This window comes from Spirillospora sp. NPDC029432 (assembly GCF_040703975.1).
In the GTDB taxonomy this organism is placed as follows: domain Bacteria; phylum Actinomycetota; class Actinomycetes; order Streptosporangiales; family Streptosporangiaceae; genus Spirillospora.
Genome location: NZ_JBEZWH010000066.1, coordinates 1 through 24,280, shown reverse-complemented (window position 1 = coordinate 24,280; position 24,280 = coordinate 1). Strand labels below are relative to the sequence as shown.

General features: G+C 71.0%; 25 protein-coding genes. 16 read left to right on the top strand and 9 right to left on the bottom strand.

Features of this window, described 5'->3' with window-relative positions; genetic code table 11:
* The first annotated feature begins 112 nt into the window (after window positions 1-112).
* Together AB0881_RS34005 and AB0881_RS34000 are read left to right on the top strand one after the other, a co-directional pair.
* The gene (locus AB0881_RS34005) at window positions 113-1,171 is read left to right on the top strand and encodes a dihydrodipicolinate reductase (RefSeq protein ID WP_366623710.1); all 1,059 of its coding nucleotides are present in this window, start codon (window positions 113-115) and stop codon (window positions 1,169-1,171) included.
* Complete coding sequence (locus tag AB0881_RS34000) at window positions 1,168-2,049, top strand: glutathione S-transferase C-terminal domain-containing protein (RefSeq protein WP_366623708.1); 882 nt, start codon at window positions 1,168-1,170, stop codon at window positions 2,047-2,049. The genes AB0881_RS34005 and AB0881_RS34000 overlap by 4 nt, the downstream gene beginning before the upstream one ends.
* Here AB0881_RS34000 and AB0881_RS33995 read toward each other — a convergent pair.
* Together AB0881_RS33995 and tnpA are read right to left on the bottom strand one after the other, a co-directional pair.
* A complete protein-coding gene (locus AB0881_RS33995) occupies window positions 2,036-3,082 on the bottom strand; it encodes a serine/threonine-protein kinase (RefSeq protein WP_366623706.1) in 1,047 nt (348 codons plus the stop codon). The two genes, AB0881_RS34000 and AB0881_RS33995, sit on opposite strands and share 14 nt — an antisense overlap.
* A gap of 95 nt (window positions 3,083-3,177) precedes the next feature.
* A complete protein-coding gene (gene tnpA, locus AB0881_RS33990) occupies window positions 3,178-3,603 on the bottom strand; it encodes an IS200/IS605 family transposase (protein WP_366623704.1) in 426 nt (141 codons plus the stop codon).
* A gap of 33 nt (window positions 3,604-3,636) precedes the next feature.
* Here tnpA and AB0881_RS33985 point away from each other — a divergent pair, with 33 nt between their 5' ends.
* From AB0881_RS33985 to AB0881_RS33960, 6 genes are all read left to right on the top strand, one after another.
* Complete coding sequence (locus tag AB0881_RS33985) at window positions 3,637-4,383, top strand: transposase (RefSeq protein WP_366623702.1); 747 nt, start codon at window positions 3,637-3,639, stop codon at window positions 4,381-4,383.
* A gap of 101 nt (window positions 4,384-4,484) precedes the next feature.
* Window positions 4,485-5,156, top strand: coding sequence for an AIM24 family protein (locus tag AB0881_RS33980; RefSeq protein WP_366623700.1), 672 nt, complete (start codon window positions 4,485-4,487; stop codon window positions 5,154-5,156).
* Between the two features lie 423 nt (window positions 5,157-5,579).
* Entirely contained in the window at window positions 5,580-9,290 is a 3,711-nt protein-coding gene (locus tag AB0881_RS33975; protein ID WP_366623698.1) for a multifunctional oxoglutarate decarboxylase/oxoglutarate dehydrogenase thiamine pyrophosphate-binding subunit/dihydrolipoyllysine-residue succinyltransferase subunit, read from the top strand.
* A gap of 94 nt (window positions 9,291-9,384) precedes the next feature.
* Window positions 9,385-9,567, top strand: coding sequence for a DUF6104 family protein (locus AB0881_RS33970; protein ID WP_366623696.1), 183 nt, complete (start codon window positions 9,385-9,387; stop codon window positions 9,565-9,567).
* A 144-nt stretch (window positions 9,568-9,711) separates the two neighbouring features.
* The gene (locus AB0881_RS33965; RefSeq protein ID WP_366623694.1) at window positions 9,712-10,530 is read left to right on the top strand and encodes a DUF4097 family beta strand repeat-containing protein; all 819 of its coding nucleotides are present in this window, start codon (window positions 9,712-9,714) and stop codon (window positions 10,528-10,530) included.
* Between the two features lies 1 nt (window position 10,531).
* Complete coding sequence (locus AB0881_RS33960) at window positions 10,532-11,248, top strand: helix-turn-helix transcriptional regulator (protein ID WP_366623692.1); 717 nt, start codon at window positions 10,532-10,534, stop codon at window positions 11,246-11,248.
* A gap of 87 nt (window positions 11,249-11,335) precedes the next feature.
* On the opposite strand, the gene AB0881_RS33955 is transcribed toward AB0881_RS33960, so the two are convergent.
* From AB0881_RS33955 to AB0881_RS33940, 4 genes are read right to left on the bottom strand one after another with little or no spacing between them, the layout of a single operon-like run.
* Window positions 11,336-12,304: a zinc-binding dehydrogenase gene (locus tag AB0881_RS33955; protein WP_366623690.1), complete on the bottom strand. Its 969-nt coding sequence runs from the start codon at window positions 12,302-12,304 to the stop codon at window positions 11,336-11,338.
* A gap of 55 nt (window positions 12,305-12,359) precedes the next feature.
* Window positions 12,360-13,112, bottom strand: coding sequence for an amino acid ABC transporter ATP-binding protein (locus AB0881_RS33950; protein WP_366623740.1), 753 nt, complete (start codon window positions 13,110-13,112; stop codon window positions 12,360-12,362).
* Between the two features lie 50 nt (window positions 13,113-13,162).
* Window positions 13,163-14,176 (bottom strand): amino acid ABC transporter permease, encoded by a 1,014-nt coding sequence (locus AB0881_RS33945; RefSeq protein WP_366623689.1) that lies wholly within the window; start codon window positions 14,174-14,176, stop codon window positions 13,163-13,165.
* A gap of 4 nt (window positions 14,177-14,180) precedes the next feature.
* Window positions 14,181-15,083 carry an ABC transporter substrate-binding protein gene (locus AB0881_RS33940; protein WP_366623687.1) on the bottom strand — a complete coding sequence of 301 codons (903 nt, stop codon included), beginning with the start codon at window positions 15,081-15,083 and terminating at the stop codon, window positions 14,181-14,183.
* Window positions 15,084-15,442: 359 nt separating this feature from the next.
* Between AB0881_RS33940 and AB0881_RS33935 the strand changes: the two genes are divergently transcribed.
* A complete protein-coding gene (locus tag AB0881_RS33935; RefSeq protein ID WP_366623685.1) occupies window positions 15,443-16,633 on the top strand; it encodes an NADP-dependent malic enzyme in 1,191 nt (396 codons plus the stop codon).
* Window positions 16,634-16,897: 264 nt separating this feature from the next.
* Entirely contained in the window at window positions 16,898-17,536 is a 639-nt protein-coding gene (locus AB0881_RS33930; RefSeq protein ID WP_366623683.1) for a CGNR zinc finger domain-containing protein, read from the top strand.
* Here the strand turns inward: AB0881_RS33930 and AB0881_RS33925 are convergent.
* Complete coding sequence (locus tag AB0881_RS33925; protein WP_366623681.1) at window positions 17,479-17,829, bottom strand: S24 family peptidase; 351 nt, start codon at window positions 17,827-17,829, stop codon at window positions 17,479-17,481. The two genes, AB0881_RS33930 and AB0881_RS33925, sit on opposite strands and share 58 nt — an antisense overlap.
* 162 nt (window positions 17,830-17,991) lie before the next feature.
* Here AB0881_RS33925 and sodN point away from each other — a divergent pair, with 162 nt between their 5' ends.
* The 4 genes from sodN to AB0881_RS33905 all read left to right on the top strand — a co-directional run bounded on the left by sodN (window position 17,992) and on the right by AB0881_RS33905 (window position 20,339).
* Window positions 17,992-18,396 (top strand): superoxide dismutase, Ni, encoded by a 405-nt coding sequence (sodN, locus tag AB0881_RS33920; protein ID WP_366623679.1) that lies wholly within the window; start codon window positions 17,992-17,994, stop codon window positions 18,394-18,396.
* A 66-nt stretch (window positions 18,397-18,462) separates the two neighbouring features.
* On the top strand, window positions 18,463-18,933 hold the full coding sequence (locus AB0881_RS33915; RefSeq protein ID WP_366623677.1) for a GNAT family N-acetyltransferase: 471 nt from the start codon (window positions 18,463-18,465) through the stop codon (window positions 18,931-18,933).
* A gap of 147 nt (window positions 18,934-19,080) precedes the next feature.
* Window positions 19,081-19,509, top strand: a complete 429-nt coding sequence (locus tag AB0881_RS33910; RefSeq protein WP_366623675.1) for an anti-sigma factor — start codon at window positions 19,081-19,083, stop codon at window positions 19,507-19,509.
* Between the two features lie 71 nt (window positions 19,510-19,580).
* A complete protein-coding gene (locus AB0881_RS33905) occupies window positions 19,581-20,339 on the top strand; it encodes an RNA polymerase sigma factor SigF (protein ID WP_026401215.1) in 759 nt (252 codons plus the stop codon).
* Window positions 20,340-20,360: 21 nt separating this feature from the next.
* Here AB0881_RS33905 and AB0881_RS33900 read toward each other — a convergent pair whose 3' ends face one another.
* The gene (locus AB0881_RS33900; RefSeq protein ID WP_366623673.1) at window positions 20,361-20,894 is read right to left on the bottom strand and encodes a hypothetical protein; all 534 of its coding nucleotides are present in this window, start codon (window positions 20,892-20,894) and stop codon (window positions 20,361-20,363) included.
* 45 nt (window positions 20,895-20,939) lie between these two features.
* On the opposite strand from AB0881_RS33900, the gene AB0881_RS33895 reads away from it, so the two are divergent.
* Together AB0881_RS33895 and AB0881_RS33890 are read left to right on the top strand one after the other, a co-directional pair.
* Window positions 20,940-21,881: a diacylglycerol kinase family protein gene (locus tag AB0881_RS33895; RefSeq protein ID WP_366623671.1), complete on the top strand. Its 942-nt coding sequence runs from the start codon at window positions 20,940-20,942 to the stop codon at window positions 21,879-21,881.
* Window positions 21,882-22,173: 292 nt separating this feature from the next.
* Entirely contained in the window at window positions 22,174-22,440 is a 267-nt protein-coding gene (locus tag AB0881_RS33890) for a WhiB family transcriptional regulator (protein ID WP_366623669.1), read from the top strand.
* Window positions 22,441-22,594: 154 nt separating this feature from the next.
* Here the strand turns inward: AB0881_RS33890 and AB0881_RS33885 are convergent, their stop codons facing one another.
* Window positions 22,595-24,166 carry a histidine kinase N-terminal domain-containing protein gene (locus AB0881_RS33885; RefSeq protein ID WP_366623667.1) on the bottom strand — a complete coding sequence of 524 codons (1,572 nt, stop codon included), beginning with the start codon at window positions 24,164-24,166 and terminating at the stop codon, window positions 22,595-22,597.
* Between the last annotated feature and the right edge of the window lie 114 nt (window positions 24,167-24,280).

The following is a 24,280-nucleotide window of genomic DNA, read 5'->3' as shown; positions in this document are numbered from 1 at the left end:
GGCACGAATCCGCGTTCGGGCGCGCCACCGCGGGAAAAACGTGGAACAAATGGGGCGGTCAACGAACGTTCGGCGTAGGCTCCTCCACCACGGACAGCCGGGAGGACCGTCGATGACCGCTCGCCCGTACCGCGTCGTGCAGTGGGCCACCGGGGCGCTGGGCCGCGCCGCCATCCGCGGCGTACTGGAACGCCCGGACTACGAGCTGGCCGGCGTGCTGGTGTACGACCCCGCCAAGATCGGGCTGGACGCGGGCGAGCTGGCCGGCCGCCCGCCCACCGGGATCACCGCCACCGCCGACCCGGCCGACATCCTCGCGCTCGACGCCGACTGCGTCATCTACGCCCCCGGCCCCGACGGCGACCCGCTCGGCGACAGCGGCACCGTCTGCGCCCTGCTCGCCGCCGGCAAGAACGTGATCGCCACGCACGGCTACGTCAACCCCCGCGCGCACGGCCCGCACCTGGCCGCCGAGCTGGAGGACGCCTGCAAGCGCGGCGGCACGTCCGTCCACGGCACCGGGGTCAGCGCGGGCTTCATGTCCGACCTGATGCCGCTCACCCTCTCCCGCCTGGCCCGCGGCATCAACCACGTCTACGTGCGCGAGTGCTCGGACTTCTCCGGCCACCCGTCCCGCCGGATGGTCCACCAGCTGCTCGGCTTCGGCAAGACCGAGGAGGCGTACCTGCGCACCCAGCGGTCGATCCGCGGCGCGATGCGGACGCTGGCCACCGAGAGCCTGCACCTGGTCGCCGAGGGCCTCGGCCTGGAGCTGGACGGGATCGACATCGACACCGGCTACCGGCTGGCCCCCGCCGAGTTCGAGATCGCCTCCGGCACCGTGCCGCGCGGCGGGGTGGCCGCGTCCCGCTGGACGTTCAGCGCGATGGCGGGCGGCCGGCCGGTGATCACCATCGAGCAGATCCACAAGGCCGACGCCGCCCGCGTCCCCGACTGGGGCGCCCCCGGCTACGCGATCCGGGTGGACGGCCGCCCCTCGATCACGCTCAGCACCGAGGAGGACTGGGTCTCCAACGCCATCTCGGCCGGCGCGGCGCACGCCCTCAACGCCGTCCCGGTCGTGTGCGCGGCCGAGCCGGGCATCCGCACGTTCCTGGACCTGCCGCCCATCTTCGGGCGGCCGTCCCGCCGGGTAGGTTCCGGAGTATGACGACGGTCGAGAAGGAGATGGCCGCCGGGCGCTTCGTCCGGCAGCCCAACCGCTTCACCGGAGAGCTCGCCCCCGAGGCGGGCCGCTACCGCCTGCTGGTCTCGTACGCCTGCCCCTGGGCGCACCGCACCCTGATCGTCCGCCGCCTCCTGGGCCTGGAGGACGCGTTCGGCGTCGGCGTCGTCGACCCGATCCGCGACGAGCGCGGCTGGCGCTTCCCCGAACCCGACCCGGTGACCGGCGCGACGTTCCTGTCCGAGCTCTACAAGGCCACCGACCCGGACTTCGACGGCCGCTACACCGTCCCCTGCGTCTGGGACGCCACGACCGGGAAGCTGGCCACCAACGACTTCCCGGCGATCACGATCGCCATGGAGACCGCGTTCACCGCCCTCCACCGGCCCGGCGCCCCCGACCTCTACCCCGAACGCCTCCGCCCCGAGATCGACGCCCTGAACGACCGGATCTACGAGACCGTCAACAACGGCGTCTACAAGGCCGGCTTCGCCACCGCCCAGGACGCCTACGACGAGGCCGTGGAAGCCCTCTTCGAGACCCTGGACGCCCTAGAGGAGCGCCTGGCGGACCGCCGCTACCTCTTCGGCGCGGACCTCACCGAGGCCGACGTCCGCCTGTACCCCACCCTGGCCCGCTTCGACACGGTCTACTACGCCCACTTCAAGTGCAACATCAGGCGCCTGGCCGACTACCCCAACCTCTGGCGCTACGCACGCGACCTCTACGCAATCCCAGCGTTCGGCGAGACCACCGACTTCGACCACATCAAGCGCCACTACTACGCAACCCAGCGCATGATCAACCCGTCCGGCGTCGTCCCGAAGGGCCCGCTGATCGACTGGACGCTCACCGCGCCGTGAACATCACCACGAGCGCCCCCGCCACCACGAGCGCGATCCCCAGATAGACAAGCACCCCGCCCACCCGCCAGGGCGTGAACACCGGCTCCGGAACACCCTCGGCCCGCAGCGCGGCGGGCGGAGCGGCGACCCGGGCCGGGACCGGGATGCCGGGACGACCCGGCACGGGCCAGGACGGTTCCGGGTCGTCTCCCCCGGCCACGAGCAGGAGCGCCTCCACCACGCCGGCCGGCATCCGCCGCGCCGGGTCCTTCTGGAGCAGGCCGTCCAGCACCGGCCGCAGCGGCCCCGCCCGCATCGGCGGGTCCGGCTCCTCGGTCAGCACCGCACCGAAGACGGCCACCGGATCGTCCCGGTGGAACGGCGTGCGCCCCTCGACGGCCGCGTACAGCGTCGCGCCCAGCGCCCACAGATCGGACTCGGGCCGCGCCCGCCCGCCGCGCATCCGCTCCGGCGCGATGTACGCCGGCGACCCCAGCACCCCGCCGTCCTGGGTCAGGGTCGCCTCCCCCTCGATCACCGCGATCCCGAAGTCCGTCAGCACCGTCCGCCCGTCATCGGCCAGCAGCACGTTCCCCGGCTTCACGTCCCGGTGCAGGATCCCCACGGCGTGGGCCGCTCCCAGGGCCCCCAGCAGCCGCCGCCCGATCCTGGCGGCACGATCGGGCGAGAGCGGCCCCTCCCGCCGGATCTCCTGCTGCAGGGAGCGGCCCTCCACCAGCTCCATGACCACCCAGGGGCGGGCCTCCTCGACCACGACGTCGAAGACGGTCACCACCCCCGGGTGGCTCAGCCGGGCGGCCGAACGCGCCTCGCGGACCGCGCGCTGCGAGAGCGCGGACCGTTCGGCCTCGGTCAGCCCGGCGGGCATGAGCACCTCCTTGACGGCGACCTCCCTGCCCAGGACCTCGTCCCGGGCCCGCCAGACGACGCCCATGCCGCCGCGCCCCAGCTCCCCCACCAGCCGGTAACGGCGCGCGACCAGGCGCTCGCCGGCCGTGCGCCCGGCCCGGGGCGCGGCGTCATCTCTCACAACCCTGATTCGCCGGGAACGCCCGCCCGGATTGCCTCGTCCGAGAATCAGTTCAGAAAGTCGCCGGCCGCCGGCACCGCCTGGCCGAGCCGAACCTAAGCGGGGTGTCTCTGCTGGTCGATGTAGTTCCTGACCATGTCGGCGGGGGCGCCGTAGGAGGCGACGAAGTAGGACGGGGACCAGAAGTGCCCACCCCACAGGTACTTGCCGATGTGGCCGGGGAACTCCTGGCGCAGGCGGCGGGCGGAGACGCCCTTCAGCGAGTTGACCAGTGTCGACAGGGCGATCTTGGGCGGGTAGTGCACCAGCAGGTGGACGTGGCCGACGTCGCCGTTGAACTCGGTCAGCTCCGCACCGAAATCGATGCACACGTCCCGCATGATCTCTTCGCATCGCGTGAGGATCTCGTCGGTGAACACCGCCCGCCGATGCCTGGGAACGAAGACCAATTGAGCATGGAGGCTGTGGACGACGCTACGACCTCGACGAATATCGGGATCCGTTCCCCATCGTGATGGCATAGACCAACCATAGAGGTGTAGGGTTCCGACCATATGAAGCTGGTGGTTCAGGTGAAGCTGCTGCCGACGCTCGAACAGGCGGCGGCGCTCGCCGCGACCCTGCCTGCCTGCAACGCGCTGGCCGACCAGGTGTCGAAGACCGCTTACGAGAAGAAGGTGTTCTCCCGGGTTGGGCTGCAAAAGCTCACCTACACGCGGCTGAAGGCGGCCGGATCCCGCTCGGCGGCCCGCCGCCTGGCACGGCGCAGGGCCCGCGAGGGGCGCCACGCCGCGAACGTCAACCATAAGATCTCGAAGGAGATCGTGGCCGATGCCCAACGCACCGGTCGCGGGATCGCGCTCGAAGAACTGAGCGGGATCCGGGACCGGGTACGGCTCAGGCGGCACCAGCGGGCCACGATCTCCACCTGGCCGTTCCACCGGCTCGGCACCTTCATCGCCTACAAGGCCCGGCGCGCCGGAGTGCCGGTGATCGAGGTGGACGCGCACTACACCTCGCAGACCTGCCCGCGCTGCGGGCACCGCGAGCGAGCCAACCGTCGCGTCCGGGACCATTTCCGTTGTCGTCGGTGCGGGCTCGCTGGTCCCGCCGACCACATCGCCGCCGTGAACGTCCGTCGGCGGGCGCGCACGGCGTGGGTATTCGTCAGCATGCCCGCCCCGCCCCCTGACCAGGGGAAAGGTGATGCGACCCCGACGCGACGGCCAGTCGCGGAGGGGAGCGCGACAAGGCGTGAACGACCTGGCCGTAGGCTCGGCCGTTCACGGCCGAGAAGCTGACGACTGGCTGCGACCTGTCGTTATGCTGGCGGGTCGCCAGGCGAAAATGACATCCCTCCGCTGAAAGCAGTCTCTCCCCGAGCAAGAAGGGCCCGATCTCAATGCGCAGCAACTTCTTCAACAACATGGACCAGGGCCAGCAGCTGCCCGGTCATTTCGCCCTCCAGAACTCCAAGATGCTCCGGATCCACCTGAACGGCGACGTCCTGGCCCGCCAGGGCTCCATGGTCGCGTTCCAGGGCCAGATGGAGTTCGACTACGAGGGCTCCGGCGGCATGGGCAAGTTCCTCAAGAAGGCCCTGACCGGCGAGGGCGTCCCGACCATGCGCGTCAAGGGCCAGGGCCTGCTGTTCGTCGCCAACGACGCCGACGACATCCACCTCTTCTACCTGGAGAACGAGGGCCTGACCGTCAACGGCGCCAACATCCTCGCCTACGACTCGCACCTGCAGTCCGACATCCAGCGCGTCCAGGGCGCGGGCATCGCCGCCGGCGGCCTGTTCAACACCACCCTCCAGGGCACCGGCTGGGTCGCCCTCACCACCCACGGCACCCCGGTGATGCTGGACTGCGGCCGCGCCCCCACGTTCGTGGACGGCCAGTCCGCGGTCGCGTGGAGCACCGGACTCCACGTGGGCGTCAACAAGACCTTCAAGGCCGGCGCCCTCATCGGCCGCGGCAGCGGCGAGGCGATGCAGCTGGCCTACCAGGGCCAGGGCTTCGTCCTCGTCCAGGCCAGCGAGGGCCCGACGGTCGCCCCTCACACGCACTGATCAGCAAGGCGAAAGGCCGACGACCCGCCCCGGGCCGTCGGCCGAGCCGCCGTCCCCTCAGTCCTCCGGCGACCGAAAGGTCGCGATCGCATGCGAAGCCGGATTCGAGCCTGCGAGAATCCGGCTGACAAGACAAGGCCGAACGCGAGCGCCGCGTCAGGAACGTCCGCGCCCACCTCAGCAGGCCTGCCGAGGTGGCACGGACCCGAAACGTCGCGATCGCGTCCGAAGGCAGGTTCGAGCGCGAGCGAGAACCTGATCGCGCAGCGAGCCGCCAGGCGAGACGGAGCGATGCCAGCGATCGCCGAGGGCCCGCCGAAGGAGGGCCGTCAAGGCCCGACGCCAAGGGCACTCTAGTAATGCGAGTAGCCTTGACCTGTCTCAGAACTCACCTGCGAGCTGCGGAAGAGGGCGATCTCCGCCGTGTCGACAGAGTCGTCGCAAACTAGTGCCGACCCCAAGATGACCGATTTCGGTGCCAACGAGTGGCTGGTCGACGAGCTGTACCAGAAGTACCTCGAAGACCCCAACTCGGTTGACGAAGCCTGGTGGAACTTCTTCGCGGACTACCAGCCGGACTCCCGGCCGGCCGCGACTCCCGCCTCCCCGGGGGCACCCCAGGCCACCGACGGTGCGGCCAAGGCCGCCAACGGCACCGCGGCCGCTCCGCCGACACCGGCCGAGCCGCCGGCGGCGAAGCCGGCCCCGAAGCCCGCTCCGAAGCCGGAGGGCAAGGCGAAGCCGGCGGCTCCGCCGGTGCCGGCCGGGGCCGAGGAGGTGCGGCTGCGCGGGGTGGCGGCGCGGACGGCCACCAACATGGAGTCGAGCCTGGCGGTGCCGACGGCGACCAGCGTGCGGGCCGTCCCGGCCAAGCTGCTGATCGACAACCGGATCGTGATCAATAACCACCTGAAGCGGGGACGGGGCGGCAAGGTCTCGTTCACGCACCTGATCGGTTACGCGATCGTCCGGGCGCTGGCGGCGATGCCGGAGATGAACGCGGCGTTCACCGAGGTGGACGGCAAGCCGGTGCTGATCAGGCCGGAGCACGTGAACTTCGGCCTGGCGATCGACCTGCAGAAGCCGGACGGGCAGCGGCAGCTGGTGGTGCCGAGCATCAAGGCGGCCGAGACGCTCGACTTCCGCCAGTTCTGGGCCGCGTACGAGGAGATCGTCCGGAAGGCGCGCGGCAACAAGCTGACGCTGGACGACTTCCAGGGCACGACGATCAGCCTGACCAACCCGGGCACGATCGGCACGGTGCACTCGGTGCCGCGGCTGATGCCCGGCCAGGGCACGATCATCGGCGTGGGCGCGATGGAGTACCCGGCCGAGTTCGCGGGCGCGTCCGCCGAGACGCTGTCGCGGATGGGGATCAGCAAGGTGATGACGCTGACCTCCACCTACGACCACCGGATCATCCAGGGTGCGCAGTCGGGCGACTTCCTGCGCCGGATCCACCAGCTGCTGCTGGGCGAGGACGGCTTCTACGACGAGATCTTCGAGGCGCTGCGGATCCCGTACGAGCCGGTCCGCTGGGTCAAGGACATCTCGGCGACGCACGAGGACGACGTCGCCAAGGTCGCCCGGGTGCACGAGCTGATCCACGCCTACCGGGTCCGGGGCCACCTGATGGCCGACACCGACCCGCTGGAGTACAAGCAGCGCCGCCACCCCGACCTGGACATCCTGCAGCACGGCCTGACGCTGTGGGACCTGGAGCGGGAGTTCGCGACCGGCGGGTTCGGCGGCAAGCCGACGATGAAGCTGCGCGAGATCCTCGGCGTGCTGCGGATGGCGTACTGCCGCACGGTCGGCATCGAGTACATGCACATCCAGGACCCCGAGGAGCGGGCCTGGATGCAGGAGCGGATCGAGGTCCCGCACGAGAAGCCGTCGCGCGAGGAGCAGCTGCACGTGCTGCGCCGGCTGAACACGGCGGAGGCGTTCGAGACGTTCCTGCAGACGAAGTTCGTCGGGCAGAAGCGGTTCTCGCTGGAGGGCGGCGAGTCGGTCATCCCGCTGCTCGACTCGGTGATCTCCGCCGCGGCGAAGGAGAAGCTGGACGAGGTCGTCATCGGGATGGCGCACCGCGGCCGGCTGAACGTGCTGGCCAACATCGTCGGCAAGTCGTACGCGCAGATCTTCGGCGAGTTCGAGGGCAACCTGGACCCGCGCAGCGCGCAGGGTTCCGGCGACGTGAAGTACCACCTGGGCGCCGAGGGCGACTTCGTCGCGGCCGACGGCTCCCGGATCCGCACCGAGCTGGTCGCGAACCCGTCCCACCTGGAGACGGTGGACCCGGTGCTGGAGGGCGTGGTCCGCGCCAAGCAGGACATCCTGGACGTCGGTGAGGCCGGCTTCAGCGTGCTGCCGATCCTGATCCACGGCGACGCCGCGTTCGCCGGGCAGGGCGTGGTGGCCGAGACGCTGAACCTGTCGCAGCTGCGCGGGTACCGCACCGGCGGCACCGTGCACGTGATCATCAACAACCAGGTCGGGTTCACCACGGCGCCGGAGTACTCGCGCTCCAGCGTCTACTCCACCGACGTGGCCCGGATGATCCAGGCGCCGATCTTCCACGTGAACGGCGACGACCCCGAGGCCTGCGCCCGGGTGGCGCGGCTCGCGTTCGAGTACCGGCAGACGTTCAAGAAGGACGTCGTCATCGACATGGTCTGCTACCGGCGGCGGGGCCACAACGAGGGCGAGAACCCCTCGTTCACCCAGCCGCTGATGTACGACCTGATCGACGCCAAGCGGTCGGTGCGCAAGCTGTACACCGAGGCGCTGATCGGCCGCGGCGACATCACGGTCGAGGAGGCCGAGGAGTCGCTGCGCGACTACCAGCTCCAGCTGGAGCGGGCGTTCACCGAGACGCGGGAGGCGGCCAAGAAGCCGCTGGAGCCGGGTGCGGTGATCAAGCCGGACGTCGAGGAGCGCATCCCGATCGACCACGGCTCGGCCGGGACGGCGATCAGCGGCGAGACGGTCAAGCGGATCATCGAGTCGCAGCTCAGCCTGCCGGAGGGCTTCAACGTCCACCCGCGGCTGCAGCCGATCCTGCAGCGCCGGGTGCAGTCGGTCGAGGACGACGCGATCGACTGGGCGACCGGCGAGATGCTGGCGCTCGGCTCGCTGCTGATCGACGGCCGGCCAGTGCGGCTGGTCGGCCAGGACACCCGGCGCGGGACGTTCGGCCAGCGGCACGCAGTGCTGGTGGACCGCAAGACCGGCGAGGAGTACACCCCGCTCAAGCAGTTCGGGCAGGGCGTGTCGAAGTTCTACGTGCACGACTCGCTGCTCAGCGAGTACGCGGCGATGGGCTTCGAGTACGGCTACTCCATGACCCGCCCGGACGCGCTGGTGGCCTGGGAGGCCCAGTTCGGCGACTTCGCCAACGGCGCCCAGTCGATCGTGGACGAGTACATCTCGTCCGGCGAGCAGAAGTGGGGGCAGCGCTCCAGCGTCGTGCTGCTGCTGCCGCACGGGTACGAGGGCCAGGGGCCCGACCACTCGTCCGCCCGGATCGAGCGCTACCTGCAGTTGTGCGCGCAGGACAACATGACGGTGGTCTACCCGACCACCTCGGCCAACTACTTCCACCTGCTGCGCTGGCAGGTGCTGTCGGGCCGGGGCAAGCCGCTCGTGGTGTTCACGCCGAAGTCGCTGCTGCGGCTCAAGGCGGCCACGTCGGCGGTCGAGGAGTTCACCGGCGGCGCGTTCCAGCCGGTGATCCCGGAGAGCGACCCGGCGGTCGACCCGGCCGGCGTGCGGCGGGTGCTGCTCACCACCGGCAAGATCTACTACGACGTGGTGAACGCCCGCAAGGCGGCCGGCGCGTACGACACGGCCGTGGTGCGGGTGGAGCGGCTGTACCCGCCGCCGGTCGACGAGATCAAGGCGGAGCTGGCGAAGTACCCGGCCGGCACCGAGGTCGTGTGGGTGCAGGACGAGCCCGCGAACATGGGGGCCTGGCCGTTCATGGCGCTCAAGCTCTCGCACCACATCGAGGGGCTGAACATGAAGCGGGTGTCGCGTCCCGCCTCGTCGTCCCCGGCGGTGGGCTCCGCCAAGCTGCACCAGGCGGAGCAGGAGGCGCTGCTCGCGCGCCTGTTCGGCGAGAAGCAGTAGGCCTGTAGGCAATAGGTACGCGGCGCGTTCCGAGGGCTCCGGCGGTCCGCCGGGGCCCTCGGCTTGTCGCGGTGGAACGGAGAGAAGCGACGGCATGTACTTCACCGACCGGGGGATCGAGGAGCTGGCCGAGCGGCGCGGGGGCGAGGAGGTCAGCCTGGGGTGGCTGGCCGAGCGGCTGCGGGAGTTCGTGGATCTGAACCCGGAGTTCGAGACCCCGGTCGAGCGGCTGGCGACGTGGCTGGCGCGGCTGGACGACGAGGACGACGATGAGTGAGACCGGCTGAGACCGGCTGAGACCGGCCGCGGCCGGCACCGGCGGAACGCGATACATCTTGACTTTCCAGAAACGCGACATATCGTGTTTACTGGTACTGGCAGCCCCGAACCGTCACGCAGGCGCTCGGAAAGGCAGGGCACGATGTCGCGCTGGACGATCGACGAACCGGCGACGCTCGACTTCGACGGCGTGGTGGCGCTCAAGGCCACCCTCATCGCCGGGAGCGTCTCCGTCCTGGCGTCCGACGACCGGCCGTCGGTGCTGGTCGGGGACGTGGAGGGGCCGCCGCTCGTGATCGGGCACGAGGCCGGGATGCTGACGATCACCCATGAGCGGCTGTGGGAGGGCGTGCTGAGCTTCCTGCGCACCCACAAGACCCGGGCGGCGATCACCGTGACCGTCCCGCGCGACTGCCCGGTGACGCTCAACCTGGTCTCGGCGGACGCCGTCGTCACCGGGATGACCGCTCGGACGTCCATCCGGAGCGCGGCCGGCGACGTGACGCTGGACGGGGTGACCGGCGACATCGACGCCAACACCGTCTCCGGGGCGATCGAGGCGCAGGGGCTGGACGGGAAGGTGTCGTTCACGTCCGTGTCCGGCGACCTGGCGCTGGCGGGCGGCGCCGTCGACACGCTCGCGGCGCGCACGGTCGGCGGCCGGATCGCCGCGGACGTGGACCTGGCCGCCAAGGGCCGGATCGAGGTCAACACGGTCTCCGGCGAGGTCGCGCTGCGGATCCCCGAATCGGCCGGCGCCGAGGTCTCGCTGCACTCGGCGGCGGGCCGGATCGAGACGTCGTTCGCCCTGGAGCGCGAGGAGCGCGCCGTCACCAGGAGCGTGAGCGGCACGCTCGGCGACGGCTCCGGGAGGCTGTCTGTCAACACCGTCTCGGGGAGCGTCGCGCTGCTCGGCCGCGGCGACCCGTCCGAGATCGGCACACCCGGAATGGAGAAGTGAGTTGAGCCCCGTCTTCGGTCACGGCCGCCTGCGGCTGTACCTGCTCAAGCTGCTGGAGGAGAGCCCGCGGCACGGGTACGAGGTGATCCGGCTGCTGCAGGACCGCTTCCTCGGGGTCTACTCCCCCTCCCCCGGCACGATCTACCCGCGGCTGGCCCGGCTGGAGTCCGAGGGCCTGGTCTCGCACGAGGTCGTCAAGGGCAAGAAGGTGTACTCGCTGACCGACAAGGGCCGCGAGGAGCTGGAGCGCCGGATGGACGAGCTGGCCGACCTGGAGGACGAGATCTCCGCCTCGGCGCAGGAGTTCGCCCGCGAGGTGCAGCAGGACGTGCGGCAGACCGTGCGGTCGCTGCGCGAGGAGCTCACCCAGGCCGCCCGGACGATGCGCGACCAGGGCCGCACGACGTCCCAGGACACCAAGGACGTCTGGAAGGAGACCACCGACCGGCAGAAGGACGAGTGGCGGCGGCAGCGCGACCACTGGCGCGAGCAGACCCTGGCGTGGAAGGAGGAGTGGCGCCGCACCTGGGAGGACGCGTGGAAGACCGCGACCGGCTCGCACGAGGACGTCGCCCGCCTCAAGCTGGACCGGCTGCTGCACTCGTTCGTCGAGGACGTCCGCGCGCAGACCCGGGAGGCCCGCCTGGACGACGACGCGCTGGACGCCGTCCAGGCGATGCTGGACGAGACCCGGGACCGGATCCGCGACCGCTTCTGAGCCCGCCTCCGAACCCGCCTCGGAACCCGCTTCCGAGCCCGACTCGGAGCCCGCTTCCGAGCCCGCCCGAGCCGCCTCCGGGACCGCTCAGGGCGTGAAGACGATCTTGCCGAAGAGGTCGCCCTCGTGCATCGCGGCGAACCCCTCGCGCGCCTCCGCCAGCGGCAGCTCCCGGTCGATCAGCGGCCGGGCGCCGCTCTTGGCCAGGAACCGCGCGAGCCGGCCCAGCTGGTCGCGGGTGCCCATCGTGGAGCCCACCACCGAGAGCTGGAGGAAGAAGACCCGGTTCAGCTCCGCGGGCGGCACCTGGCCGCTGGTGGCCCCGGAGACCACGATCCGGCCGCCGGGACGCAGCGACTTCAGCGAGTGCGACCAGGTCGCCTGGCCGACCGTCTCCATGACCGCGTCGACCCGTTCCGGCAGCCGCGCGCCGGACTCGAAGACCGCGTCCGCGCCCAGCTCCAGCGCGCGCTCGCGCTTGCCCTCGCTGCGGCTCGTCGCCCAGACCCGGTAGCCGGCCGCCGCCCCCAGCGTGATCAGCGCGGTCGCGACGCCGCCGCCGGCGCCCTGCACCAGCACGGTCGCGCCCGGCTGCAGGTCCGCCTTGTCGAACAGCATCCGGTACGCGGTGAGCCACGCCGTCGGCAGGCACGCGGCCTCCGCGAACGACAGCTCGGCCGGCTTCGGCACCAGGTTGCGGCGCGGCACCGCGACCCGCTCGGCGAACGTGCCGGGATGGGCCTCCGACAGCAGCGACCGCTTCGGGTCGAGCGTCTCGTCGCCGCCGCCCCGGTCCGCGTCGCCGATCACCGAGTGGACGATGACCTCGTTGCCGTCCTCGTCCACCCCGGCCGCGTCGCAGCCCAGGATCATCGGGAGCCGGTCGGCGCTCAGCCCCACGCCCTTCAGCGACCACAGGTCGTGGTGGTTGAGCGCGGTCGCCTTCACCGTGACGGTGGTCCACCCGGCGGGGACCTCGGGCTCGGGCCGTTCCCCCAGCGACAGGCCGGTCAGCGGATCGTCTGCGTCGAATTGCGTAGCCGTGACTGCGAACATGCCCGCACCCTATTCCGCGGCGTGCGGGAACGTCCGGACCGGGGCGCCGCGGCCTCTACAGGACCTTGGAGAGGAAGTCCTGCGTGCGGGGGTGCCGCGGGTTGGCCAGCACCTCGCGCGGCGAGCCCTGCTCGACGATCACGCCGCCGTCCATGAAGACCAGCGAGTCGCCGACCTCCCGCGCGAACCCGATCTCGTGCGTCACCACGACCATCGTCATGCCGTCCAGCGCCAGGTCCTTCATGACCTCCAGCACCTCGCCGACCAGCTCCGGGTCCAGGGCCGAGGTGGGCTCGTCGAACAGCATCAGCTTGGGCTCCATGGCCAGCGCCCGGGCGATCGCCACCCGCTGCTGCTGCCCGCCCGACAGCTGGGCCGGGTAGCTGCCGACCTTGTCGGCCAGCCCGACGCGGTCCATCAGCTTCAGCGCCCGCTCGCGCACCTGCGCCTTCGACTCCCGCTTCACCCGGCACGGCGCCTCCATGACGTTCTCCAGCGCCGTCATGTGCGGGAAGAGGTTGAAGCGCTGGAACACCATGCCGATGTCGCGGCGCTGCGCCGCCACCTCGCGGTCGCGCAGCTCGTACAGCTTGCCGTTCTTCTCCCGGTAGCCGACCAGGTGCCCGGCCACCCACAGCCGGCCCGCGTCGATCTTCTCCAGATGGTTGATGCAGCGCAGGAACGTCGACTTGCCCGAGCCGGACGGGCCGATGACACACATCACCTCGCCCGGCCGCACCGTCAGGTCGATGCCCTTGAGCACCTCCAGCCGGCCGAAGCTCTTGTGGACGTTCTCGGACCGGACCATGAAGTCGTCGACGACCTCGGTGGCCCCGGTGTCCACCGCGGACTGATCCGTCACGGCCCCTCCCCCTTCTTGAGGTCGATGCCGGCGCCCACCGGAACGGGTTCCGGGCCCGGGCCGCCGCCCTGCTTCGGCCGCCGCTGCCGCCGCCCGCCGCCCGCCGCCGAGCCGCGGGCGAAGTGGCGTTCGATGTAGTACTGCCCCACCAGCAGGAAGCTGGTCAGGATCAGGTACCAGATGCACGCCGCGATCAGCATCGGGAAGACCTGGAACGTCCGGTTGCCGACCGCCTGGAGCTGGAAGAACAGCTCGTTGGTGACCGGCACGAAGGCCACCAGCGAGGTGTCCTTCAGCATCGCGATGGTCTCGTTGCCGGTCGGCGGGATGATCACCCGCATGGCCTGCGGCAGCACCACCCGGCGCATCGTCTGGAAGCGCGACATCCCGAGGGCCGCCGACGCCTCGCTCTGCCCCGGGTCGACCGACAGGATCCCGGCCCGGACGATCTCGGCCATGTACGCGGCCTCCGACAGCGCCAGCGCCAGCAGGCCCGCCATGAAGCCGGTCAGCAGCGTCCGCGCGTCCAGGCTGAACAGCGTGCCGTTCAGGTTCACGCCCAGCAGGTCGCTGAAGAAGCCCGCGAACGGGACGCCGCCGATGTCGTACTGGGCGTACAGGATGCCCATGTTGCCGAACAGGATCGCCAGCACCAGCCGCGGCACCGCCCGGAAGAACCAGGTGTAGAGCCAGGCCACGCCGCTGAGGAGCGGATTGGGCGACAGCCGCATGACCGCCAGCCCGATGCCCATCAGCACGCCGATGACCATCGAGAGCACGGTCAGCAGGATCGTGGTGCGGACGCCCTCGATGATGTTGGGCCGGAACGCGTTGTCGATGATGAACGACCACTGGAACTTCTCGTTCGTCACCAGCATGTTGACGAACATCGCGGTGAGCACCGCGATGACCGCCACCGCGACCCAGCGCCCCGGGTGCCGGACGGGCACGGCCGCGATGGCCTCCGGCCGTGCCCGCTCCGCCGAGGGGTCCTCGGTTGTGTGCGTCATGGGATCAGGGGTTCACTGCCGAGTCGTTGATGGCGCCCGCCTGGACGTTCCACTTCTCCAGGATCTTCTTGTAGGTGCCGTCCTGCTGCAGGGCCTTGGTCGCCTCGGAGATCGCCTGCGCGAGCTGCGTCTCCTCCTTCTTGACCACGAACCCGTACGGCGCCGCCTCGTAGATGTCGCCGAGCAGCTCGAGCTGGCCGTTGGTCTGCTTCACCGCGTACGCGATGATCGGCGAGTCGGCCAGGCCCGCGTCGTCCTTGCCGGACACGATCGCGGCGGTGGCCTGGTCCTGGCCCTGGTACTGGTCGATCTGGATCTTGGGCTTGCCGGCGTCCTCGCAGGCCTTGGACTTCTTCTCGATGTCCTCGACCTGGACGGTGCCCTTCTGCACGGCGACCTTCTTGCCGCAGGCGTTGTCGGGCTGGATCCCCGCGGGGTTGCCCTTCTTGGTCGCCCACTGCGTGCCGGCGTTGAAGTAGCTCACCATCGTGACCTGCTTCTTGCGCTCAGGGTTGATCGTGAACGAGGACACGCCCGCCTCGTACTTGCCCGACTGCACGCCCGGGATGATGTCGTCGAACTTGGAGGTGACCCACTCGGTCTTGACGCCGAGCTTGGTGGCCACGGCGTCGAACAGCTCGCGGTCCCAGCCCTCGACGGTCTTGCCGTCGGCGGCGAGGAACTCGTTCGGCGCGTACGACGAGTCCACGCCGATGACGATCTTGCCGTCCGCCTTGATCGCGGCGGGGACCATGCCGGCCAGCCGGGAGTCGGCGCCGCCGGTCGGGGTGATCTTCTCGCCCGCTCCGGGCTCTTCCTTCTCCCCGCAGGCCGACAGGGCGAGGGCGCCCGTCAGCACAAGCGCGCCCGCCGTGAAGATATGGCGGCGCAGAGAACCAGTGGTCACAGGTCCCCCTCCAGTCTGGTATCGGTGGATCTCGGCGGATCCAAGCGGTGTTGCACAGTTTTGCGTACACCGGGCGTGATCTGGATAAAGGCTCCGAAACAATCGGACAACAAGGCTATTCGGACGGCTCCATGCACCGACCAAGATCTTCTCACGTGTCGCACCGGAGTCATCACTCCGTGTCACGTACGTGACGGCCACCACCCCCCGCGGCCCATGGCCGCCGGGCCGTACTGTGGCACAATCGGACAACGGGTGACCCCCGTACGTCGCGAGATGCCCTCCAGGTGACCGGCCACCACACCACACCACCGCGGCGGCATCGCCCGAAATCCCACATTTCACTGACAGGGGTCGCTGTGGCTGCTGAGCCCAATTCCACCGAACCGCATTCTTACGACGACGATCCGGCGTTCCCGCTGCACCGCGGCGGCAAGCTGGAGGTCCGCTCGACCATCCCGGTGCGCGACAAGGACGACCTGTCCCTCGCCTACACCCCCGGCGTGGCGCGGGTCTGCACGGCGATCGCCGAGCACCCCGAGCTGGCCCACGAGTACACCTGGACCTCCAAGGTCGTCGCGGTCGTCACCGACGGCACCGCCGTCCTCGGCCTGGGCGACATCGGCCCGGCCGCCTCCATGCCCGTGATGGAGGGCAAGTCCCTGCTCTTCAAGGAGTTCGCCGGCGTCGACTCGGTGCCGATCGCGCTCGGCTGCACCGGCGTGGACGAGATCGTCGACACCGTGATCCGGATGGCCCCCAGCTTCGGCGGCATCAACCTCGAGGACATCAGCGCCCCGCGCTGCTTCGAGATCGAGGACCGGCTGCGCGCCGCCCTGGACATCCCCGTCTTCCACGACGACCAGCACGGCACCGCGATCGTCACGCTGGCCGCGCTCAAGAACGCCGCCCGGCTGACCGGCCGCCCGCTGTCGGAGCTGCGCGCCGTGGTCGCCGGCGCCGGCGCGTCCGGCGTGGCCGTGACCCGGATGCTGCTGAACGCCGGCATCGGCGACATCGCCGTCTCCGACAGCAAGGGCCTCATCTACTCCGGCCGGGACGGGCTCAACCCGATCAAGGAGGCGCTGGCCGCCGACACCAACAAGGCCGGCCTCAAGGGCTCCACGGAGGAGGCGCTGCGCGGCGCCGACGTGTTCATCGGCCTGTCCGGCAGCACCGTCCAGGAGGCCTGCATCGCCACGATGGCCGAGGACGCGATCGTCTTCGCGCTGTCCAACCCCACCCCCGAGGTGGAGCCGGACGTGGCCCGCCGGCACGCCCGCGTCGTCGCCACCGGCCGCAGCGACCACCCCAACCAGATCAACAACGTGCTCGCGTTCCCGGGGATCTTCAAGGGCGCCCTGGAGGTCCGGGCGCACACGATCACCGAGGGCATGAAGCTCGCGGCGGCCGACGCGCTGGCCGCCATCGTGGGCGACGACCTGGCCCCCGACTACGTGATCCCCGGCCCGTTCGACGAGCGGGTCGCCCCGGCCGTCACCGCCGCGGTGGCCGACCAGGCCCGCGCCGAGGGCGTCAACCGCATCTGATTTCAAGGGTTTTCGGCCTGTGTCGCCCGGTTCAGGGCGACACAGGCCGTAATCATGTGCGAAGTCGGAGATCCCGTAGGAAGCGAATAACCTGCGGCGACTCCTGATCTCAACCGCGATATTCCCGTCTTGTCACGCTCCGCGCCGGACGATATTTCATATCGACCGCCGCATCGGCCGGGCCGATCCGGCGTACAGGGTGTAATACTCGTCAGGGGGGAATGACCGTACGTCCGATCAGGGTCGACTCCGTCAGGAGTGCATGTGGACCTCGCCTCTTACGCCGACCTGGCGATCGAGCTCGTCAACACCCAGGACCGCGCGGGCGACAGCCTGCGCGACCTCCAGGGCCTCACCGCCCTGCTGGCGCGCAAGCCGCATCTGAGCGGCCGCGTCGGGCACCGTGACCTCGACACCATGCAGGGCCTGCGCGACCAGCTGCGGGCGATCTTCGCCGCGGCCGGCGCGGGCGACGAGGACGGCGCCGTCGATCGCCTCAACTCGCTGCTCATCCAGCATCCGATCCACCCCCAGCTGTCCCGGCACGACGACCACGACTGGCACGTCCACCTCAACGAGGCGGGCTCCATCCCCGACCGGTACGCCGCGCGCGCCGCGATGGGGCTGGCCGTCAAGATCGGCGAGCAGGGCATCGACCGGCTCGGCACCTGCCGCGCGGAGGGCTGCGGCCGGGTCTTCTTCGACACCACGGCCAACCGCTCGCGGCGCTACTGCTCCGACCGCTGCGCCGCGAGCCGGCACGGCGTGGCCGCCGCCGACCGCCCGCAGCAGCCCCGGGTGACCGAACCGCTGGTCCCCCACCGCAACGGCCGCCAGGGCCCCGGTCACGACGGCGCGGAGCGTCCCGCGGGGAAGACCGCCACCCGCGACGGCGGCCAGTAGCGCGCCACCACGCGCCCCACCACCAGCCGGTCCGGCACGGCGCCGAAGTCCCAGCTGTCCTGCCGGCCCGGCGCGCGCTGGTTGTCGCTCTCCAGCCACCAGCCGTCCCCGTCGCGGTGCGCCGCCCGCTTGACCGTCAGCAGCCCGTCCCGTTCCGGATGGCGCGCCACCACCAGGTCGCCCGCGGCCACCTTCACGGCGCCGCCGCACCGTACGAGCAGCAGATCTCCCGGCCGCAGCGCGGGCAGCATCGACTCCCCCGCCACCGCCATCGCCCGAACCGGAGTCCGCACTCCCGCATACCTCGCCCTCTGATGGTGAGACAAGTCACTGAACAGGCCGGACCCCCGCGGTCCTAGGCCGAAATACCGAGCGCCCTGGCCGTACGGAGCCGGGGCCACAAGAGTAATGTCGAGGCCCTGAGCATGATCCGAAACGAGGGAAGGGAAACGCAGGTGCTCGTCAACCTTCTGCGTCCGAAGACCACGGTCTCCGCGCACTGCGACCTGCCGTGCGGTGTCTACGACCCGGCGCAGGCCCGCATCGAGGCCGAGTCCGTCAAGGCGATCTGCGAGAAGTACGCCGCGAACGAGGACCCGGTCTTCCGCGCACGCGCCATCGCCATCAAGGAGCAGCGCTCCGAGCTGGTCAAGGAGCACCTGTGGGTGCTGTGGACCGACTACTTCAAGCCGCCGCACTTCGAGAAGTACCCCGAGCTCCACGAGCTGTTCAACAAGACCACCAAGCTCGCGGGGGGCGGCGGCGGCACCAAGTCCAGCATGGACGTGGCCGTGGCCGAGGAACTGCTGGCCGGTATCGCGAAGATCGACAAGATCTTCTGGGAGACCAAGCAGGGCTGACGCCCGCTCCGGGGGCCGTCCGCACGCCGGGCGGCCCCCTTCGCCTGTCCGGATAGCCTGGCGGGCATGATCCGGCCTGCCACCCCCGAAGACGTCCCCGCCATCCTGACGCTGATCCGCGACCTCGCGGAGTACGAGCGCGCCCTGCACGAGGTGAAGGCCACCGAGGAGGACCTGCGGGCGAGCCTCTTCGGGGACGACCCCAAGGTCTTCGCGCACGTCGCCGAGCACGAGGGCGAGGTCGTGGGCTTCGCGCTGTGGTTCCTGACGTTCTCCACCTGGCTCGGCCGCCACGGGATCTACCTGGAGGACCTGTACGTGGACCCCGCCGCCCGCGGGACGGGGCTCGGCCGGGCGCTGCTGGCCGAGCTGGCCCGGATCGCCGACGAGCGCGGCTACGGGCGCGTGGAGTGGGCCGTCCTCAACTGGAACACGCCGGCGATCGGCTTCTACGAGTCGCTCGGCGCCCGCCCGCAGGACGAGTGGACCACGTACCGCCTCACCGGGGACGCCCTGACGAGACTCGCCCGCGGGTGATCTATTTCTCCCGGACCCGATGTTTGCCCTGCGGCAACTGAGGTCCCCGGGGACATTGCCGCCGAAGCCGCGCGCGGCGAAGTCTCCCGAAGGGCCGCGCAGGCGGTAGTTTCGAAGGAGCGGGACCCAATCCTGCGAGGGAGTGACGTGACCGAGGAGACCGCGGCCATGCCGGCCGGTACGAAGTTGTCCGTGCGTGATGTGGTGACGGTGAAGCTGCCCGCCGCCGGTGCGTATCTTTCGGTTCTGAGAACCGCCACCGCGGGGCTCGCCGCCCGCCTCGACTTTACGCTGGACGAGATCGAGGACCTGCGGATCGCCGTGGACGAGGCGTGCGCGATGCTGCTCGCCCAGGCGGTACCCGGAACCGATCTGACCTGCGAGTTCGAACTGACGGGAGAGGCGATGCGGATCGCGGTGTCGGTCCTCACCGTGGACGGCGCCGAGCCCAGCCGCGACACCTTCGCCTGGACGGTGCTGTCCTCGCTGGCCGGCGAGGTCGACGCCCAGGCGGGCGCGGACGACCGTGTCACCGTGACGCTGCAGAAGCGCCGCGGTACGGCGGGGGCCCCGTGACAGAGAAGACGACCGTGGCCAACGACGCGGGAGACGAGCGTGCCGACCGCACCGAGCGCACAGAGGGTGCCGTGCCGGACCGTGCGCGCGCCCGCGCCCTGTTCGAGCGCCTGGCGGAGCTGCCCGAGGGAGACCCGGAGCGCCAGCGCATCCGCGACCAGCTGGTCGAGCTCCACCTGCCGCTGGTGGAGTACCTCGCCCGCCGGTTCCGCAACCGGGGCGAGTGGCTGGACGACCTGATCCAGGTCGCCACCATCGGCCTGATCAAGTCGATCGACCGGTTCGATCTGGAGCGCGGGGTGGAGTTCTCCACCTATGCCACGCCGACGATCGTCGGCGAGATCAAGCGGCATTTCCGCGACAAGGGCTGGGCCGTGCGGGTTCCGCGCCGGCTGCAGGAGCTGAAGCTCTCCCTGACCAAGGCGATCAGCGATCTCGCGCAGCGCGAGGGGCGGGCGCCGACGGTCAGCGAGCTGGCCGCGCACCTGCAGATGAGCGAGGAGGAGGTGCTGGAGGGACTGGAGTCGGCCAACGCCTACTCGACGGTCTCGCTGGACGCCCCCGACTCCGGCGACGAGGACGCGCCCGCGGTGGCCGACTCGCTCGGGATGGTGGACGAGTCGCTGGAGGGCGTGGAGTACCGCGAGTCCCTCAAGCCGCTGCTGGAGAAGCTGCCCGCCCGCGAGAAGAAGATCCTGCTGCTGCGGTTCTTCGGCAACATGACGCAGTCGCAGATCGCCGCCGAGCTGGGGATCTCGCAGATGCACGTCTCCCGGCTGCTGGCCCGTACGCTGGCGCAGCTCCGCGAGGGGCTGACCGCCGACGAGTGATCGGCGGGCGGCCCCTGGACGTCAGGTGGGCCGCTTGCCGGTCCCGTCCCGCCCCGGCTGCGCCGCGGTGTCGGGGACGGCGTCCGTGGCAGGGTCCTCGTCCACGGCGTCCGGGCCGCCTGTGCCGCCTGTTTCGGCTGAGCCGTCTGTGTCGGCCGTGTCAGCCGTGTCATGCTCAGGGCGTTCCACGAGCCAGCCGGTGCTTGGCGGGCTCAGGGCGAGCACCAGCGTGACGACGGCGGCCAGGCCGAGCGGCACCGCCACCAGCGGCTGCTCGCTCTGCCACAGCGACCACGCCACCGGCAGCGCGAACAGCTGCGTCAGGACCGTCGGAGCCCGGCTCCACGGCTCGGCGCGCAGCAGGCCGCGCGCGCACGCGAGCATTCCGGCGCCGCCGGCCAGCGCCAGCACGGTGACCCCGATCGCGGTCGCCGGATCCACCGCCTCGCCGATGAGCGTCTCGAAACCGACGAAGAGGCCGAATCCGATCGCCGTGACGCCCTCGGCGGCTTCCAGCGCGGCGGCGGCGTTCACGGTCATGGGGCGTTTCGTCACAACTCGAAACCCTACTCGTACCGGCGCGGTGGATACGCTTGCGCCGTGCGCGCGATGCTCATCGCCAACCCCAAGGCGACCTCGACCTCCCGGCGGGCCCGCGACCTGATGATGCGGGCCGTGTCCGGCGACCTCGACGTGGACCTCGCCGAGACCGGCCACCGCGGCCACGCCACCGAACTGGCCCGCCGCGCGGCGGTGGAGCGCTACGACGCCGTGGTGGCCGTGGGCGGCGACGGCACGGTCAACGAGGTCGTCAACGGCCTGCTGGCCAAGGGCCCGTCCCCCGACCTGCCCGCGCTCGCGGTGCTGCCGTGCGGGAGCGCGAACGTGTTCGCGCGCGCCGTCGGCCTGCCCGGCGAGCCGGTGGGCGCGACCCGCGCCCTCCTGGCGGCGCTGCGGGCCGGCCGGCACCGCACGGTCGGCCTCGCCACGGCCTGCGCTCCCGGCGAGCCCGAGCGGTACTTCACGTTCAGCGCGGGCGTCGGGCTCGACGCGGAGGTCGTCCGCGAGGTCGAACGGCGGCGGCTCGCGGGCGCCAAGGCGGACCCATCGCTCTACGTGCGCACCGCGGTCCGGCAATTCTTCGCCGGCACGGAACGGCGCCGGCCGCCGCTGACCGTGGAAGTTCCCGGCCGCCCGACGATTTCCGGGCTCTTTCTCGCGTTCGTCAGCAATACCTCGCCGTGGACATTCCTGGGTCCCTATCCGGTGAATCCGAGTCCGCGCGCGCAGTTCGGGCGCGGGCTGGATGTGTTCGGGATGCGTTCGATGGACGTGGCCCCGGTGCTGGGCGCGCTGGCCGGGATGCTGTCCCCGCGATCCCGCCCCGTACGCGGCCGGGACGTCCTCAACCTGCACGATGCGGCCCAGGTCACACTGCGTGCCGACCATCCGGTGGCGTTCCAGCTCGACGGCGAGTACCTGGGCGAGCAGGAGACCATCACGTTCCGATCGGTGCCGAGGGCGGTACGGATCGTCATATGAGGGCGACGCGGGTGTTGTTTAACCGGAAAGCAACATCGCCGACCCACTGATGTGACACATGCGACATCCATACTTTGAGAAACAGTTCTCCAAGGTCTTGCGTCTGGCGACGGCCCCCTGACACGCTCAAAGTGCGTTCGCCGACAGGAAGCCCAGCGCAGTCCGCCTCCTGATCGCAGCGTCGCACCGACTTCCGTCCCGCGGCCCCCACCCAGCGGCTCGGGCGGTCGTGACATGTGAACCAGTTCACAAGTGGAGTCGTCTTCCTCCACCTGACGAAGGAGTGGACCGCATGGACTGGCGCCACCGCGCAGCCTGCCGTGACGTGGACCCCGAGCTGTTCTTCCCGATCGGCAACACCGGGCCCGCGATCCTGCAGATCGAAGAGGCCAAGCAGGTTTGCCGCCGCTGCGACGTCAGCGACGCCTGCCTCGCCTGGGCCCTGGAGTCCGGCCAGGACTCCGGCGTCTGGGGCGGCATGGGCGAGGACGAGCGCCGCGCCCTCAAGCGCCGCGCCGCCCGCATGCGGGCCCGCGCCAACCTCAACGCCACCGCCTGACCCGAACCCCCGAACGGTCCACTCCTCCGAAGACGCAGGAGCCCGACCGGAACGGCGCCCGCTTCCGAACCCCCGGGTCGGAAAGCCCCGCGCCCCGGCGGCACACCCGGCGCCCATGGCCTCGCCATGGGCGCTCGGCGTCGCGGGACCCCGGTCACGGGCGCGGCGCACCCGGACGGTGCTGCTCCAGCGGCACGTCCACCACGACCTCGGTCCCCCCGGCCGGCCGCCGCCGGAAGTCCAGCCGGCCGCCCAGCTCCCCGACGATCAGCGTCCGGACGATCTGCAGCCCCAGGCTGTCGGTGCTCTCCACGTCGAAGTCCGCGGGCAGCCCGACCCCGTCGTCCGACACCACCACCGCCAGCCGCGGCGCCTTCTCCGCGCCCTCGTCCTCCTCGTAGCGGTGGGCCACCACCTCCAGCGTCCCGAACCGGTTCGACAGGCCGTGCTCCAGCGCGTTCTGCAGCAGCTCGGTCAGCGCCATCGCCAGCGGCGTCGCCACCTCCGCCGGCAGCACCCCGAAACTCCCCGTCCGCTTGGGCGTCACCCGCGTCTCCGGCGTCGACACCTCCCCCGCCATCATGATCACGCGGTCGGCGATGTCATCGAAGTCGATCAGCTCGTCCGGGGTGAGCGACAGCGTCTCGTGCACGATCGCGATCGACCCCACCCGCCGGACCGCCTCGTCCAGCGCCGCCCGCCCCTCCGGGATCTGCAGCCGCCTCGCCTGGAGCCGCAGCAGCGCCGCCACCGTCTGCAGGTTGTTCTTCACCCGGTGGTGGATCTCCCGGATGGTGGCGTCCTTGGTCATCAGCTCGCGGTCCCGCCACCGCAGCTCGGTCACGTCCCGGCACAGCACGATCGCGCCGATCCGCGTCCCGCCGACCACCAGCGGGATCGTCCGCAGCTGCATCACCGAACCGCGCGTCTCCACCTCCACCTCGCGCGGCGCGCGGCCGCTCAGCACCGCCGTCAGCGCCTCTTCGAGGGGCTCGCCCGTGTCGCACAGCCGCGTCGTCACCGCGCCCAGCGACTCCCCGACCAGATCCGCCGGGAACCCCAGCCGCCGGTACGCCGACTGCGCGTTCGGGCTCGCGTACGTCACCCGCCCCGCCCGGTCCAGCCTGATCAGCCCGTCCCCCACGCGCGGCGACCGGACCATGTTCGGCTCCTCGCCCGGAACCGGGAACCGCCCCTCCGCGATCATCTGCGCCAGGTCGCTCGCGCTCTGCAGATACGTCAGCTCCAGCCGGCTCGGCGTCCGCGCCGAACTCAGATTCGTGCTCCGCTGGATGACCCCGAGCAGCTTCACGCCCCGCCGTACCGGAATCGACTCCTCCCGCACCGGGATGCCGCTCCCCCACTCCGGATCGCCCTCCCGGACGATCCGGCGCTCCCGCCACGCCACGTCGATCAGCCCGCGCCGCCCCGTCCGCACGATCTTGCCGACCAGGTCCTCCGGATACGCCGTCGGCCCCGTCGTCGGCCGCATCTGCGCGATCGCCACCCACCCGTGCACCGCCCCCGGCACCCCCGGATCCCGCCGCCGCGACGCCGCCTCCGCCGGCGGCAGCGCGTCCGGCGACCGCAGCGGCACCCAGAGCAGCAGATCCGCGAACGACAGGTCGGCCAGCAGCTGCCAGTCCGAGACCAGCGCGTGCAGCCACTCCAGATCCGCATCGGTGAGATCGGTGTGATCCCGCACCAGATCACTCAACGTAGGCACGGTTCATTATGGGGGGACGACCCCCCATACCCCCCGCGTGGGGGGGGGGTGGTGGGGGGGGGGCGGAGGGCGCGGAGGGGGCGGCGGCCCCGCGCCCCCGGGGGGGCGGGGCGC